General features: G+C 71.4%; 11 protein-coding genes. 7 read left to right on the top strand and 4 right to left on the bottom strand.

Annotation, left to right across the window (positions count from 1 at the left end; all coding sequences use genetic code 11):
- Positions 1-219 precede the first annotated feature (219 nt).
- The 4 genes from pstS to AB0B66_RS34045 all read left to right on the top strand — a co-directional run bounded on the left by pstS (position 220) and on the right by AB0B66_RS34045 (position 3,010).
- Positions 220-1,269: a phosphate ABC transporter substrate-binding protein PstS gene (pstS, locus tag AB0B66_RS34060; RefSeq protein ID WP_360537782.1), complete on the top strand. Its 1,050-nt coding sequence runs from the start codon at positions 220-222 to the stop codon at positions 1,267-1,269.
- Between the two features lie 141 nt (positions 1,270-1,410).
- Complete coding sequence (nthB, locus tag AB0B66_RS34055; RefSeq protein WP_360537780.1) at positions 1,411-2,076, top strand: nitrile hydratase subunit beta; 666 nt, start codon at positions 1,411-1,413, stop codon at positions 2,074-2,076.
- On the top strand, positions 2,073-2,672 hold the full coding sequence (gene nthA / locus AB0B66_RS34050; protein WP_360537778.1) for a nitrile hydratase subunit alpha: 600 nt from the start codon (positions 2,073-2,075) through the stop codon (positions 2,670-2,672). Before nthB ends, nthA begins: the two co-directional genes overlap by 4 nt.
- Complete coding sequence (locus AB0B66_RS34045) at positions 2,669-3,010, top strand: nitrile hydratase accessory protein (RefSeq protein WP_360537776.1); 342 nt, start codon at positions 2,669-2,671, stop codon at positions 3,008-3,010. Before nthA ends, AB0B66_RS34045 begins: the two co-directional genes overlap by 4 nt.
- A 40-nt stretch (positions 3,011-3,050) precedes the next feature.
- Here the strand turns inward: AB0B66_RS34045 and AB0B66_RS34040 are convergent, their stop codons facing one another.
- Together AB0B66_RS34040 and AB0B66_RS34035 are read right to left on the bottom strand one after the other, a co-directional pair.
- A complete protein-coding gene (locus AB0B66_RS34040; RefSeq protein WP_360537774.1) occupies positions 3,051-3,842 on the bottom strand; it encodes an SDR family oxidoreductase in 792 nt (263 codons plus the stop codon).
- A 44-nt stretch (positions 3,843-3,886) separates the two neighbouring features.
- Positions 3,887-5,347, bottom strand: coding sequence for a bifunctional diguanylate cyclase/phosphodiesterase (locus AB0B66_RS34035; protein ID WP_360537772.1), 1,461 nt, complete (start codon positions 5,345-5,347; stop codon positions 3,887-3,889).
- A gap of 280 nt (positions 5,348-5,627) precedes the next feature.
- Between AB0B66_RS34035 and AB0B66_RS34030 the strand changes: the two genes are divergently transcribed.
- Complete coding sequence (locus AB0B66_RS34030) at positions 5,628-8,411, top strand: AAA family ATPase (RefSeq protein ID WP_360537770.1); 2,784 nt, start codon at positions 5,628-5,630, stop codon at positions 8,409-8,411.
- A gap of 42 nt (positions 8,412-8,453) precedes the next feature.
- Here AB0B66_RS34030 and AB0B66_RS34025 read toward each other — a convergent pair whose 3' ends face one another.
- Both AB0B66_RS34025 and AB0B66_RS34020 read right to left on the bottom strand, forming a co-directional pair.
- Positions 8,454-12,458, bottom strand: coding sequence for a tetratricopeptide repeat protein (locus AB0B66_RS34025; RefSeq protein ID WP_360537768.1), 4,005 nt, complete (start codon positions 12,456-12,458; stop codon positions 8,454-8,456).
- The gene (locus AB0B66_RS34020) at positions 12,455-12,784 is read right to left on the bottom strand and encodes a CU044_2847 family protein (RefSeq protein ID WP_360537766.1); all 330 of its coding nucleotides are present in this window, start codon (positions 12,782-12,784) and stop codon (positions 12,455-12,457) included. The genes AB0B66_RS34025 and AB0B66_RS34020 overlap by 4 nt, the downstream gene beginning before the upstream one ends.
- A 165-nt stretch (positions 12,785-12,949) precedes the next feature.
- Between AB0B66_RS34020 and AB0B66_RS34015 the strand changes: the two genes are divergently transcribed.
- Both AB0B66_RS34015 and AB0B66_RS34010 read left to right on the top strand, forming a co-directional pair.
- Positions 12,950-14,005, top strand: coding sequence for a hypothetical protein (locus AB0B66_RS34015; RefSeq protein WP_360537764.1), 1,056 nt, complete (start codon positions 12,950-12,952; stop codon positions 14,003-14,005).
- On the top strand, positions 14,002-14,940 hold the full coding sequence (locus AB0B66_RS34010) for a hypothetical protein (RefSeq protein ID WP_360537762.1): 939 nt from the start codon (positions 14,002-14,004) through the stop codon (positions 14,938-14,940). Before AB0B66_RS34015 ends, AB0B66_RS34010 begins: the two co-directional genes overlap by 4 nt.
- Positions 14,941-14,955: the final 15 nt, after the last annotated feature.

Below are 14,955 nucleotides of genomic sequence, written 5' to 3'. Positions count from 1 at the left end.
TATTCCGCCTTGCAGGCGGTCTGGGTGGGCTACGACCGAGATGGACGTTTCTTGCCACCTGCGGTGTGCAGCGCGGACGATGGAGTCGAGATGGTGGAGGCACTCGGCCCGTGCGACCACGACGGCGTGTCGTCCTGCGCTCAGCCGGTCTCGGTGTAGCCGGCCTCGCGATGTGGACGAGCGGCCGTTGCCTTCCTGTCGTCGGGGTGAGGCGGTGTGATGTCGCGACTGGTGGTGGCGCTGCTGGCGGCGGTGTTCCTGCTGGCGCAGTCGGTGCTGGCGGGCTGCGGTCGGGTGTCCAGTCCCGCGCTCGCCGACGCGTACGCCCACTCCAAGCAGTTCGAAGGCTCTGGCGCGAGCCTGCCCGACGCGTTCTACCAGGCGGTGATCAGAGGTTTCCGGCAGGTCGTCCCCGATGCGACCGTCAGCTACGAGGCGATCGGTTCGGCGGCCGGAAGGAAGGAGTTCGCCGAGAATCTGACGGATTTCGCGGGCACCGACAGCGCCGTGACCGACGCCGACGGCATCAGGCCGGGCACGTTCGTGCGCGTCCCGACGGTCGCGGCGCCGATCGCGGTCGCCTACCACCTTGCGGGGGTGGACAGACTGCGGCTGCGGCCGGACACCGTCGCCAAGATCTTCCAGCGCGACGTCAGACGGTGGAACGACCCGGCCATCGCGGCCGACAACCCGGGGGCGTCTCTGCCCGACCTGGCCATCACGGTCGTGCGCCGCGCCGACGGATCGGGCACGACCGACACCTTCACGAGGTACCTCGACGCGGCGGCACCGTCCTGGCGGTTGCGCAGCGGTGAGAACGTCGACTGGCCCGCCGGCACGCTGGCGAAGGAGGGCAGCTCCGGCGTCGCGTCGTCGATCGGGCACCAGGCGGGGTCCGTCGGCTACCTGGACCTGCGTGACGCCAGGGAGGCGGGTCTGGCCACGGTCGCGATGCAGAACAGGGACGGCCGGTTCGTCGAGCCGACGATCGAGGCCGCGATGACGGCACTGGCAGCGGCCCGGGTCCATGGCGACATGACCTACGACGTACTCGACGCCCCTGGCGCCGGCGCCTATCCGATCACAGCCCTGAGCTACCTGCTGGTCCGCACCAGCTACGGCGATGTGGCCAAGGCGGATCTCGCCAAGCGCTTCCTGACCCACCTGCTCAATGACGGCCAGGCCATCGCCGACGACGTGAACTTCGCACCCCTGCCTGAGGTCGTACGGCAGCAGGCACTGGCTCAGGTGGACAAGATCAGGGGCTGAACGCCAGGGCTCGGCGGGGAAGGCCGGCTCCCACGGGCGCTGTACGCGGTGCTGCTGAGCGGTACCTGGGCGGCTGTGACGTCCCACGTGGCATACGATTCGGGTGTCTGGTCCGTTATGTAGATATTCGGGGGCCGCGTCGTGGATGGCATCGCCGACATGGGGGGCACCTCAGGATGGGGGCCTGTGCACCCGCCGAGAGCCGATGAACCGGTCTTCGCCGAGCCCTGGCAAGGCCGGGCCACCGCGCTGACAATCCTGGCCGTCCGACTGTCCGGCCGGAACCTGGACGCCTTCCGGCACGCGCTGGAACGTCTGGACCCGGCCGACTACCTTCAGCAGGGCTACTTCGGCCGCTGGCTCAACGCCGCCGAACTGATGCTCGTCGAGGGCGCCGTGCTCGCCCCCGGAGAGCTCGAGGCTCGAGTCCGCGACCTGCTCGAGACACCCGTCACCGCAGCTCCGAACCCGTCGGGCGGGGACCTGCCCGCCTGGCCGGCCGGACCCGGCTCGCTGCGCACCGTCGACGCCGCTCCCGCATTCACGGTCGGCCAGCGCGTCCGCGCCAAGGACATCTCACCCCCCGGGCACACCCGCCTGCCCGGCTACGTCCGGGGACATGCCGGCATCGTCGAGGTCGTCCAGCCCGCCGCCGTCTTCCCCGACACCCACGCACACTTCCTGGGCGAGCACCCTCAGCACGTCTACTCCGTACGCTTCGCATCGCACGAGCTGTGGGGCCAGGACGCCGAGCGCTTCGCCGTCACCGTGGAACTGTTCGAGGACTACCTGGAGACCAGCCAATGACGACCGCCGACGGGGCAGACCGCGGCGCGTCCGCAGCTCTGCGCACCGCAGCACTCGAACAACTGCTCACCGAACGGGGCCTGGTCGATCCCAGGGTCGTGGACGCGTTCATCGCCGATTACGAGACCAACGTGGGCCCGCGCAACGGTGCCAAGGTCATCGCCAGGGCCTGGACCGACCCCGACTATCGCGCACGGCTCCTGACCGACGGCACCGCGGCCATCAACGAGCTCGGCTTCGGGGGCCCGCAAGGCGAACACATCGTCGTCGTAGAGAACACCCCCGCCATCCACAACGTCGTGGTGTGCACCCTGTGCTCCTGCTATCCGTGGCCCGTACTGGGCCTGCCGCCGAGTTGGTACAAGGACCCCGCATACCGCGCCCGTATGGTCAAAGAACCCCGCGCCGTGCTCGCCGAGATGGGTCTCGAACTCGACGACGACGTTCAGATCACCGTCCGTGACTCCACGAGCGAGGTGCGCTGGCTGGTCCTTCCCGAGCGGCCCGCCGGCACCGAGCACCTGACAGAGCAGGAACTCGTCCCGCTGATCACCCGCGACACCATGGTCGGCGTCGCGAAGGTGGCAGCGCCGTGACCGCACCACTCGACCTCGACGGGATCGCCGCCCCGCCCCGCGCCAACGGAGAACTCCTGTTCGCCGAACCCTGGCAGAGTCGCGCTTTCGGCATGGCCGTGACCCTCCACGACGCAGGCGTCTTCACCTGGAACCGGTTCCAGGCCGCGCTCATCGCCCGCATCGGCGCATGGGAGAACGCGGCCGAACAGGACCAGCCGTGGAGCTACTACGACCACTGGCTCGCCGCGCTCGAAGACGTGCTGGACGAGCAGGGAAGCGTGTCCCGCGACGAAGTCGCCACCCGTGCCCACGCCCTGGCCCGCCTCCCGGTCGACCACGGCCGTCGTCAGCACTGAGCCTTCGCATACCCAGGCGTTTCGGCTGGGTGTGCAAGGCTCAGCCCGGGAGGTCCGCTGGGCGCCTTGCGGCCAGTGGTCGGGTGGCAGCATGAGCGGTCAGCCAGGCCGTGAGATCGGTGATGCCCAGGCGCCACGGCCGGGCGGGCACGAGCGTCGTGTCGTCGACCGAGGCGCCGTGGAAGTACGCCGCCGGCGCGGTCACGACGTCGCGGTCGTCGTGGTGCGCAGCCAGCAGCGTGCGGACCAGGTCGTCCTGGCGCAGCCGGTCCGGCCCGGCGATGTCGACGCGGCCGCCGAAGGGTTCGGTCTCGGCGACGTCGGCGAGCACGGTGGCCGCGTCCTCGGCGGCCATCGGTTGCATGAGCACCGGTGACAGGCACAGTGGACGGTGATCGTCGCAGGTGGCGGTGTTGGCGTCGATGAACTCGAAGGTCTGGGTGGCGCGCACGACGGTGTAGGGCACCAGGCCGTACCCGACGATCTTCTCCTGGGCGGCCTTGGCGCGCATGTAGCCGCTGGCGGGCATGCGGTCGGCGCCGACGACAGACAGCACCACGTGGTGGCGCACCCGCGCCGCCACGGCCGCGGACAGGATGTTGCGGGTGGAGGTGAGGAAGAAGTCCATCGCCGAGTGGGCGGCGAACGACGGCGTGTCGGTGACGTCGACGACGACGTCGGCTCGGGTGACCGTGTCGGCCAGGCCGTTGCCGGCGACGGTGTCGACGCCGGTGCTGGGCGAGGCCGGCACCACGTGGTGGCCGCGGAGTCGCAGCACCCGGGCCAGGCGGGTTCCGATCCGGCCCGTACCTCCGAAGATGACGATCTTCATTGCTTTCCTTCCCTGGTCGCGAGGGTCCGTTGAGACACGCCGCGTCAGCTCACGGCCGATGGGGCCACGGTTGCCAGCCTGTCGTCGATCGCCTGGGGCGACTGCGGCTTTCCGTAGAGGAATCCCTGGATGAGGTCGCAGCCCAGTCGCCGCACGGTGTCGGCCTGCTCTGGTGTCTCCACGCCTTCGGCGATCACGCCTAGGCCGAGCCCGCGCGCCAAACGCACGATGGCGTCGACCATCGCAGCGTCGACCGATCCGCCGTCCCCGGCGAACGCCGTGACGAACTGCCGTGCGAGTTTCAGGGTGTGCACCGGCAGCGACCGCAGGTTGGCCAGGTTCGCGTAGCCGGTGCCGAAGTCGTCGATCGCGACCCGCACCCCGAGACCTGCCAGGGTTCGGATGGTCTCGGTGACCTGCCCGGACGTCGACAGCATGCTGCTTTCGGTGATCTCCAGCTGGAGCAGGTCCGGGTCGATGCCGCAGTGCGACAGCAGCTCGGCCACGTATCCGGCGAACTCCGGATCGTCGGCCTGCGGCGGCGCGACGTTGACGCTCATCACCAGCCGGCGGCCCGGATGTCGGGCCAGCCACTGCCTGGCCTGCGCGCAGGCGGTACGCAGCACGAACCGTCCGACGTCGTTGATCAGCCCGGTCTGTTCGGCGACCGGGATGAACTCCGCCGGGCCGAGCACGCCGCGCTGCGGGTGCCGCCAGCGGACCAGAGCTTCGACGCCGTAGAGGTCTCTGCTGCCGGCCTCGACGATCGGCTGGTACTCCAGGAACAGCTCGCCGCGCTGCAGGGCCAGCCGCAGCTGGTGGGCGGTCTCGTGGCAGGCCAGGCGGTGGGCGTGCTGGTCGGCGTCGAACAGGCGGCGCTGGTCGTGGCCCGCGGCCCGGGCCAGCGCGAGCGCGGACTCGGCGGCGCTGAGCAGGGAACCGACGGCGGAACCGGCTGGCGGCGGGGTTGCCATGCCGATGCAGGCCGTGACGCTGATCTGCCGTCCGTCCAACTCCAGCGGCCGGCGTACCGCCTGCTGGATGGCCTCGGCGACCCGGGTGATGTCGGTGACGTGCGCCGACGCCGACACCAGGACGGTGAACTGGTCGCTGCCGGTGCGGGCCACCAGGCAGCCCTCGCACAGCACGGCCGACAGCCGCTGCGCGATCGTCTGCAGCAGCAGGTCCCCGGCGTCGTAGCCGTGCGTCTGGTTGATGGTGGTGAAACCGTCGAGGTCCAGGTGGCACAACCCGATCGGGCGCTGCGCCGCCGTCGCGGACATGGCGGCGTACATGGCGTGCTTGAACATGACGCGGTTGGGCAACCCGGTGAGTTGGTCGTACATGGTGTGCCGGCGTGACGGGTGCGCGGCCGTATGTCGGCCGGAGAGCCCCGGTGTGACGAGGCCGCCGCCCTCGTCCACGCCGAGGGCGGACTCAACCGTGTGGTCGATCCGCGTCGTGTAGCGAAGGGCGCGGTCGATTCCGATCTTGGGCAAGCTCATGTCAGTCACGCTCCGTTGCAGGGCCCGGCGGGCTCATCGGTGCCGTCGGCGGTCGACCGGCCTGTCCACGGTCGCCGTATCCGGGACCGGTCGCCCCGGGCAACCCCCGGGGTTTCGCCCCCGGGCCGCCGGCAGCGGTCGCGCCTTGTGCCTGCTACTGCTCGGATGGGCGTGATGTCCGGCCCAGGTGGGGCCCGGTGTGCTGTGACGTCGGCCTCAGCTCGGTACGATGGCCATAATCGCCAATTTTCAGGTGATAAAGGTCGGAAAGGGTCGTCGCATGGGCGTGTCCACGACCACCCAGGTCGAATTGAAAGGCCGCCGTCACGAGACGGCCACCATCAAGCGCGCGCTCGCCGACGCCCGCACCGGCACCAGCGCGGTGCTCGTCATCCGCGGCGAGGCAGGCATCGGCAAGACCGCCCTGCTCGACCACGCCGCGAGCCAGGCCCGCGGATTCCAGCTCGCCACCGTCTGCGGTGTCGAATCCGAGATGGAACTGCCCTACGCGGCGCTGCACCACCTGTGCGTACCACTGCTGCAGCACCTGTCCCACCTGCCCGTCCCGCAACGAGAGGCGCTGTCGGTCGCCTTCGGGTTGCAGGCCGGCGACACGCCCGACCGGTTCATGGTCGGCCTGGCCGCCCTCGGCCTGCTGGCCGGGGCCGCCGACGAGCCGCTGGCCTGGCTGATCGATGACGCCCAGTGGGTCGACGACGCGTCGCTGCAGGTGCTGGCCTTCGTGGCCCGGCGACTGAAGGCCGAAAGAGTAGCGATGCTCTTCGCGGTACGCGAGCCTGCGAACCCGCGCCCACTACCCGGCCTCGCCGACCTGCGCGTGCCGGGACTCAGTGACGCCGACGCGCGCAGCCTGCTGGCCGCCACTCTGCGCATGCCGCTGGACCCGCAGGTCCGCGACCGGGTCGTGGCCGAAGCCCACGGCAACCCGCTGGCGCTGCTGCAGATGCCCCACGCCCTGTCCGCCGCCGACCTGGCAGGCGGATTCTGGCTGCCCGAGGGCCGCTCCACCGAATCCGACCTGGAACGCTGCTTCGCCCGCGAAGTCCACACGCTGCCCGCCGACACCCAGCGGCTCCTGCTCACCGCGGCAGCCGACCCGACCGGAGACACCCAGCTGGTCTGGCGAGCCGCGCACCTGCAGGCCATCCCCGCCGCCGCGGCGGCGCCCGCCGAAGCGGTCGGACTGATCGAATTCGGTCAGCGAGCACAGTTCCGCCACCCGATCGTCCGCTCCGCGATCTACCGCAGCGCGTCGATCGCCGACCGGCGCGCCGCGCACCAGGCCCTGGCCGAGGCCACCGACCCCGATCTCGCCCCCGACCGCCGTGCCTTCCACCGCGCCCGCGCCGCCGTCCAACCCGACGAACGCATCGCCGAAGCCCTCGAACAGTCGGCCGACCGGGCCCTGCGCCGTGGCGGAGCCGCCGCGACCGCCGCCTTCCTGCGCTGGGCCACCGAGCTGACCCCCGACCCCGCCCGCCGCACCGTCCGTGCCCTGGCCGCCGCCAAGGCCGCTTTCGACCTCGGCGCCCTCGACCAGGCTCACCACCTGCTCGCCGAAGCCGAGGCCGGCCCGCTCGACGACCTGCAGCGCGCCAAACTCGAGCGGCTGCGGGCGCGGCTGGTGCACACGCAGATCCGCAGCGCTGACACCGCCCGGCGGCTGCTGAGCGCCGCGACCCGCCTGAAGCCGCTGGACACCGCCCTGGCCCGCGACACGCTGCTGGAGGCCGCCGGAGCGGCGATCTTCGCCGGACGCCTCGGCCGCGGCGCACCCGAGGTCGCCCGTGCCGCGCGTGCCTGCCCGGCCGCACCCCAGCCGAACCGGGTCACCGACATGCTGCTCGAGGCCGTCACCGGCTGGATCCTCGACGGCCACAGTGCCAGTGCCGACGCCATCCGGCACGCCCTGCAGGCCGCGCGCCGCGAGCAGTCCTCCGAACACGGCGGTGACCCGGCGGGCTGGCTGCTGCTGTCGTCGCCGCTGACCCCCGAACCACTCGCCCCCGAGGTGTGGGACGACGACGCCTGGCACGATCTGGCCACCGGGGCCACCGACCTGGCGCGGCGGGCAGGCGCGCTGTCGGTCCTGCCGCTGGCGCTGACCCACCAGGCGTGCTACCGCGTCCACGCCGGCGAACTCGACACCGCCGCCATGCTGATCGACGAAGCCGCCGCCGTCTCGCATGCGACCGGCAGCACCCCGCTGCTCTACACCTCCCTGCTCCTGCACGCCTGGCAGGCGGCCGAGCAGCAGGTTCTCGACACGATCGACCACGGCATCCAGGACGTCCTCGCCCGCGGTGAAGGACGTGCCCTGGCCATCGCCGATTACGCGAGCGCCGTCCTCTACAACGGGCTCGGCCGCTACGAAACCGCGCTGGCCGCCGCCTTGCGCGCCTGTGAGCACGAGGACATGGGCATCTTCGGTTGGGCGTTGAGCGAACTCGTCGAGGTGGCCGCCCGCGCCGGGCAGCGCGACACCGCCCAGCAGGCGCTGGAAAGGCTGACGCCTCGCACCCGCACCAGCGCGACCGCATGGGCCGCGGGCATCGAGGCCCGCTGCCGGGCCGTGCTCGCCGACGGCACGGCTGCCGACGCGCTGTTCCGGGAGTCGATCGAGCAACTCGGACACACCCGGATCAGCATCCAGTTGGCGCGTGCGCACCTGCTCTACGGCGAATGGCTGCGCCGACACCAGCGCCGGCAGGAGAGCCGGATGCAGCTGCGCACCGCTTACGAGGCGTTCACGCGGGCCGGCGCCGCCGGGTTCGCCGACCGGGCTCGCCGGGAGCTGACCGCGACCGGGGAGACCGTACGCAAGCGCAGCGTCAGCCCGCTCGCGGCGCTGACCGGCCAGGAGGCGGAGATCGCCCGGCTCGCGCGCGACGGGCACACCAACCCCGAGATCGCCGCCCAGCTGTTCATCAGCCCTCGCACCGTCGAGTGGCATCTGGGCAACGTGTTCACCAAACTCGGCGTCAGCTCCCGCCGCCACCTGCACGATGTGCTGCCGGCCGCCGAGTCGCCGGCAACCGTCTGATCCTGCGGCAGCGCGGTCGGCGATGCTCGACCTCGGCCGGTGCTACACGCCGCTGGGGACGGCGTCGGATCGTTCCTGCGCCACGACGGCGAGACCGGCTTGAGCACGAGCGCGAAGGCGTACATCATCGCTGCGCGCGGCGAGGGTGAACCAGTGGACTGCCTCGTCGGCGTCGCCTTCGGCCGAGGCGATCTCACCGAGGAGCGTGCTCAGCGTGAGTGACAGCGGTGGCAGGGCGGGCCCGGTCTGCCGCGGACCGGCTTCGAGTTGCCGAGGTGTCGTGGCTTCGCCGATGGTGCCGAGGATGTCCAGCGCCCGGACGCGGCTCGTTCCGGCACCGGCGGCGAGTTCGGAGAGTATCCGCAGCCCTTCGGCAGGTTTTCCGGCGCGGACGTACATCTCGCCCAGCAGAAGGCCGGCGTTGGCGTACACGTCGGGGTCACCGCCGCGTGAGGCGTCACGCGCCTGCGTGAGCCAGGCTTCGGCCTCGGTGTCGTGTTTCTCGGCACGGGCGAGTCGTCCCAGCAGCAACGCGGCTTCGGCTTTGGAGCTGGAGTCGCCGACGGCGACCTCGGTCAGGATCGGCCGGGCCTGCTCGGGCAGGTCGAGCCGCAGCAACACGCTGCCGAAGTAGCGGCCGCTGAGCGCTTTGGCCGCTTCGTCTGCATGCCGGTAGGCGTATTCGAGCTCGACGCGAGCGTCGTCGAGTTCACCCACGGCGAGCAGGGCGATACCGAGGTGGGTGCGGACCGTGGCGAGCAGGGCGATGTCGGCGTCGGCCGCGTCGGCGGCCGCCCGCAGGAACGGCAGGGCGTCCAGGGCGCGGTCCGCGGCGGTGAGTTCGACGCCTCGGTCGAGCAGGAGGTCGACGAGGTATTCCGAATGCGTCGCGTCGAAGCAGAGTTGGAGCGTTTCGATGGCCTTGTCGGTGTCGCCTTGAGCCAGTTGCAGCGTGGCGAGGTCTATGCCCGCGGCCCGGTCGAGGCCCGTGTCGGCAGCTCGGGGGTCTTCGACGAGGCGGACGAGATGGCGTTCGGCCTCGTCCAGGTCGTCGCGCCACATGGCCAGGGCGGCCTGGACGAAGATGGCCAGGAGGGCCACCTCGTGGTCGCCGTCGGCCGTCAGCCGGGCGAAGATCGTCTGCGCCTGCTCCTCGCGATCGTCCTCGGCGTACAGCAGCGCGAGCATGAGCTCGGCCATCGCCGCGACCTGCCGGTCCGCCGTCTGCGTGGCCTCGGTCAGCAGTGTCTCGGTCAGGCCGGCATCGTCTTCGATCTGCAGGATCGCCAGCGCGATGCGGGCCAGCCCGGAGTATTCCGGATGCGGTGAATCGATGACCTCTTGGTAGGCCGCCTTCGCGGCGTCGAGTTGGCCGTCGTTGGCGAGCAGTTCGCCGAGGATGTAGACGGCTCGGGGGGACAGTTGCTCGTGTCTGAGTTCGCCTACCTGGCGAAGCAGGTCGACGGCGTGAGCGGTGTCGCCGTGGCGGGCGTTGAGAGCGGCCAGGTCGATCATCGCGATCGGTGCCCAGTCTCGGTGGCCCGACCGGATCGCGTGTTCGTAGGCGGCACGAGCGTTGGGCAGGTCGCCGTTGGCTGCCAGCAGGTCGCCCAGGAGGTCGGCTGCGCGGGGCGACTGCTCCGGGTGTTCCGCTTCGGCGGCTTCGGACAGCAGTTCGGAGGCCCGATCGGTGTCGCCGGCCTGCCCGAGGAACCAGGCGAGGTTGACTCTGGCCAGAGCGACGGCTTCGGCGTCGTCGCTGTGGTAGGCGAGTTCCAGCAGCCGGCGGCCTTCGGCTGTCTCGTCGGCGTAGCACATCAGGGTGCCGAGGTTGGCCTGGGCGAGGGGCACGATCTCGGAGACGCCCGAGGCGAGTGACTGCTCCAGCAGGCGTCGGGCATCGTCCAGTTCACCCTTTTTGAGCAGGATCCCGCCGAGCATCGCCTGGGCCATGGGCCGCATCAGGTCGTGCTGGCGTCGTTCCACGGTGCCGCGGACGAGTTCATGGGGACGGTCGTCGGACAGGGGCTGTTCGCCGCGGTCGTGCGACAGCATGGCGCGCTGCGTCTGCGGGCTGGAGATCTTGAGGTGTGCCAGGTGCGCCCCGGCGACGGAGGCGACCGACGCGTCGTCGGTCAGCAGCGCGTCACGCAGCAACGACTCGGCGCGGGCCTCATCGCCGAGTCGGAGCAGGGTCAGCCCGAAGTCCAGGCGCGCGAGTTCGGCGACGTCGGCGACCGGCGAGGTCAGGGCCTGCTCGAACAGTGCGCTGGCCGACGGCAGATCGTCGTCGGCGAAGTCCAGCTCGGCCAGGAACAGGGTGGCCCAGGCCGCTGCGGCGGGGTCGGCCGGCCCCTGGGCGCGTACCTTCGCTGCCGCCCGGCGGGCGATCGGGCCTTCGTCTCGTGATGCTGCGGCGTAGGCGACGCCGAGCAGGTCCGACGACGTGGCCACGTCCAGGGCGTGCTGCCAGGCCTGCGGTGGGATGGGCGCGGCCTGTGCGCCGTCACCGCCGTCGACCATCGCCCGCACGTGACTGTGGACCTGGTATGCGTGCGGCCCCACGTCCTGCAGCAGCGCGGCTCCGGAGCCGGTCTGGCACGCCTCGGCCACCGCGGCAGCCCACACCGCTTCGCGGCGTTCGGATGCGGGAAGGTACGCCTCGAACAGGGTTCGCAGCGCGTGGTCGGGGACGGGCCCGCGTAGGCCGACGCGGTTCCAGTCGGCGGCGGCCCGCACCAGGGCCCACGTCGGACCGCCTTGCCGCTGCAGGGAAGCGAAGCGCCGGGCCAGTTCGTCGGCAGCGCGTTCCTGCTGCTCCAGGCGCTCGGTGAGCACGATCGGGTGAACCTGGCTGAGGACACCGCGGGCGTAGCTGCGGATGGTGCCGGCCTTGGCCTGGATGTCGCCGTAGACGTCGGCGTCCATGGTGGCCACGACCGTGACAGGCGGATCATGCGCGGCGAGTTTGCCCAGGGTCTTCACGTTGAGCCCGCCCCGCCCCAGATACTGGTTCAGTTCGTCGAGCCAGACCACGGCGGGCCCGCTGCCGTGGCCGAGCGCGAGCCGAACGACTTCGGCGAGGCTGTCGGACTCCGACAAGGGCACGATCAGGCGCGCATCACCCATGGACGCACGCAGCATCTCGATCATCGTTCGGGACTTGCCGACTCCGCTGCCGCCGACCAGCAGCACGAACTGCTGCTCTTCCAGCGCGGCCAGGATGCGGCTGTCGACTTCGGGCCGTGGCACGTACGCGGCATCAGGCCCGTGTCGTTGGACGCCGATGTCGTACATCCTGACGTCGGCCACTCGGGGCAGCCAGCCGTCAGGGCGCAGCGAGATCTGCAGCAGGCTCTCCAGCCGGTCGCGATCGTGGCCGGTCAGCGTCGGCACCACATGTCGCCGCAGCGGCGGCCAGTACCGGGCGAGCACGTCGGTGGGAATCGCGAACGCGGTCCTCCGGTCCACCCTCGCCTCGTCCTTGGTGACCGTCATGCCGATCACGCCTTCGAGGTCTTCGTCCCACACGGGACTGCCGGAGAAGCCCTCGTCGATACCCTGCCCGACGACGCTGCGGGACTGCAGGGCCAGCCACTCCGCCTCACCGGCCCCGGCGATGGTGAGCAGCGCCGGGACCGGGTCGGTCGGATGGTCCTGTGGATATCCGATCGCGACCGCGCGATGACCGGCGACCGAGTCGGCCGGACGCAGCGGAGCCGCCGCGGCACCTTCCGGCAGCTCGCCGTCCAGTGACAGGATCGCCACGTCGCCCAGCGCCGGATACGTCGGATCCTCCGGATGCCACCCGCCATCGGTGATCCGCGCCGCGATCGGGGCATGCGCGCTCGTGTACTGGAATTCGACCCAGACCGGCTCGGGTGGTTCCGCGCCGCGGATGTCGGTCACCACGTGCGCGCACGTCGCGATGTGCCGATCGGTGACGAGGAAACCCGCACCGACCACCGGCCCGTCCTCGGTGCGCCGGATGCGCACCAGCCAGCCGGGGCGCATGGGTGTCGCGGAGCCGAGCGCGGCCGGGGTCATTGCCGCGGCCGCGCGTCGCCGTTCCAGTGCAGGCGCACGACGAAGTGGCACTCCGCGGTCGACTTGGCGACCACGGCGCCGACCTCGCCGGACAGCTTGAGACCGAACTCGATCTCGTGCGACGTCGGCGCCATTCCGGCGATGGTGTCCACGAGCGTTTCCAGCGAAGGCCGCAGCGAGTCGATCGCCTGCTCGAGTCGCTGGCCGGCCTCGACGATGCCGTTGGCGTCTCGGGCCGAGACGCGCTTCATACCGGTCGGCAGGTCACCGACCTCGACGATCAGCGACGAGCCTGCGGCGGACCGGAACCGGACGAGATCTGCCACGCAGTCACCTACTGTCGAGAGTGGAGGATTCCTGAAGACTAGCGAAGACGCAGCCTTCGCGGCTGGCTGAAAGCCGACAACGTTCGACCGAGACGAAGTGCGCGGCCGCGCGCTTTCCTCGATACGCTCGGCGTCTGCCGCAACGCAATCACGAGGACGGTGGCCGTGCACGTCGGGGTGGACCTCGGTTCGCAGCCGGTGCGGACCGCGACACGCGACGCGACCGGCGCGGTCAGCACGACCAGCGGCCCGGCCCGCGCCGACACCGAGCTGTCTGTCATGGTCGCCGCCGTGCCCGACGCGTGGCTGGCCGGTGACCTGGCCGGTGCCCGGCGCGGAGAGGCCGCTCGCCGCGCGCTCGAGCATGAGTGGGCCGCACTGGTGCAGCGGACCGTCGGGCGGGCACAAGCCGCCGTCGCCGGCGCCACGACCACGCCCGATGGCCAGTACGCGGTCTGCGACATCGCTTCCACCACCGTCAGCGTCGTGATCTGCAGGCGCGAAGCCGACACCGTCACCGTGCTGGGAGCCGAGGTCGTCGACGCCACGGTCGAGGATCTGGCGGCCGTCCTCGGCCAGGCCACACCGGCCGAGCAGCGGCGGGCAGCGGTTGTGATCCCCGCCGCCGCACAGCTGTCGCGCTACCGGACGACTGTGCTGTACGGCCGTGTCGTGGCCGGTGACCTGCTGGACGGGTTCGCGCCGGTGTGCGCGGCCATCGCCGGGCTCCGCGCGACAGGTCCGGCACTCATCCTCGGCCCTCCCATCGACGGCCACGCTCTCGACGCGGTGGCCGCGCTGCTCGGCGTCCCCGCCGCGCTGGCGCTGCCTGATGACGTGGTGTGCGAAGGCGCACTGGCGATCGCCGAGGGCCGCGTCCGCGTGGCCGACACCTCACCGGCGACGCTGGCCCTGCCTGCCCACCGCGTGCTGGCCGGGCAGCTGGTCGACGAGACGATCTCGTTGGCGCAGCAGGGCCGACCGCTGGCCGGGTGGGTGCTGTCGCAGCAGGGCCCACTCACGGTGGAGGTCCGCCCCGGCGACGAACTGCCGTTGCTCTGGCGCGGGCAGCCCTTGCCGCTGTCAACCGTGCCCGCGGGCCTGTACCAGTTCGGTTTCTGGCCCTCACACCACGGACCGGGACTGCTGATACTGCGCCCGTCTCCACGCGGCGAGCCGGTGCTGGTATCCCTCGACATCACGTCCGGAGGCGCTCGATGACGGAGAAGCTGCGCGCTGAGATGACGGTGGCGCTCGCCGACGACGCGCCCGACGCGGCGCTGCGGATACTCCGGCTCGCATTCGAGTTGGCGCAGCACACCGTGGAGCGCACCGCGCGAGGAGAAGGGCCGCTGTCGGCGATCGAGGCGGTCATCGGACTCGACGCGGCCCTCAGCGGCGCAGTCCTCGCGCTTGCCCGCGTCCCGGACGTGCTCACCGAGGCGTCCGCGGGGCGCGCCGTCGACGAGTATGTCGACCAGCGTGCGGCGTCGGTCAGGGACCTCGCCGACAAGGTCGCCGCAGCGCGTGTCACCTTCGATGAGCTGCGCGAGTCCGAACAGGAACTGCGGGTCCGCGCGGGGGAGCACGCCGAGCTGCTGGAGCGCATACGCCGGCTGCGGCGGCTGGAACGGCTCGTCGGCGCCTTGGACGAGGTGAGCGGGCAGCGCGCCGTGGTCGATGAGCGACTGGCGGTGTTGGAGCAGGTGGCCGGTGCCGTCGATGAGGGCCTGACGACGGCGACGGCCGACCTGCTGCGGCTGTCGACGCAGCGCCTCGCGGTGCTGACCGAACCCGCGCGCGCGACACTGGCGCAGGCGGCTGACGCGCAGGCCCGTCTGGCCGTCCTCGAAAACGAAGTGGGAAACGCTCGCGTCGACCTCGACGCGGCCACGGCCAGACATGCCGCCCTGGCCGCCGAGCGAGACCAGACCCTGGCCGCACTACGCCTGCACGCGGAGGCCGATCGGGCGGTCGCCGCCGCACTCCTGCCGCATGCCCCGGGTGCGGAGGGCGAGTCCTTGACCCGCCTGCTGGCGATCCTGAACGAGGTGCGCGACCGGCTGGCCGAGGTGGACGCCGCGCTCGGCGGGCACCTCGGCCAGGCCGCGGCCCGGCAGCATCAGCAGGCCCAGGCCCGGGCGTGGACGCCGTGACCGGCTGCCGCGCAC

This window comes from Catellatospora sp. NPDC049111, assembly GCF_040648615.1.
GTDB lineage: Bacteria > Actinomycetota > Actinomycetes > Mycobacteriales > Micromonosporaceae > Catellatospora > Catellatospora aurea.
Note: the sequence above shows the minus strand (reverse complement) of the source record. Positions and strands in the feature narration are given on the sequence as shown.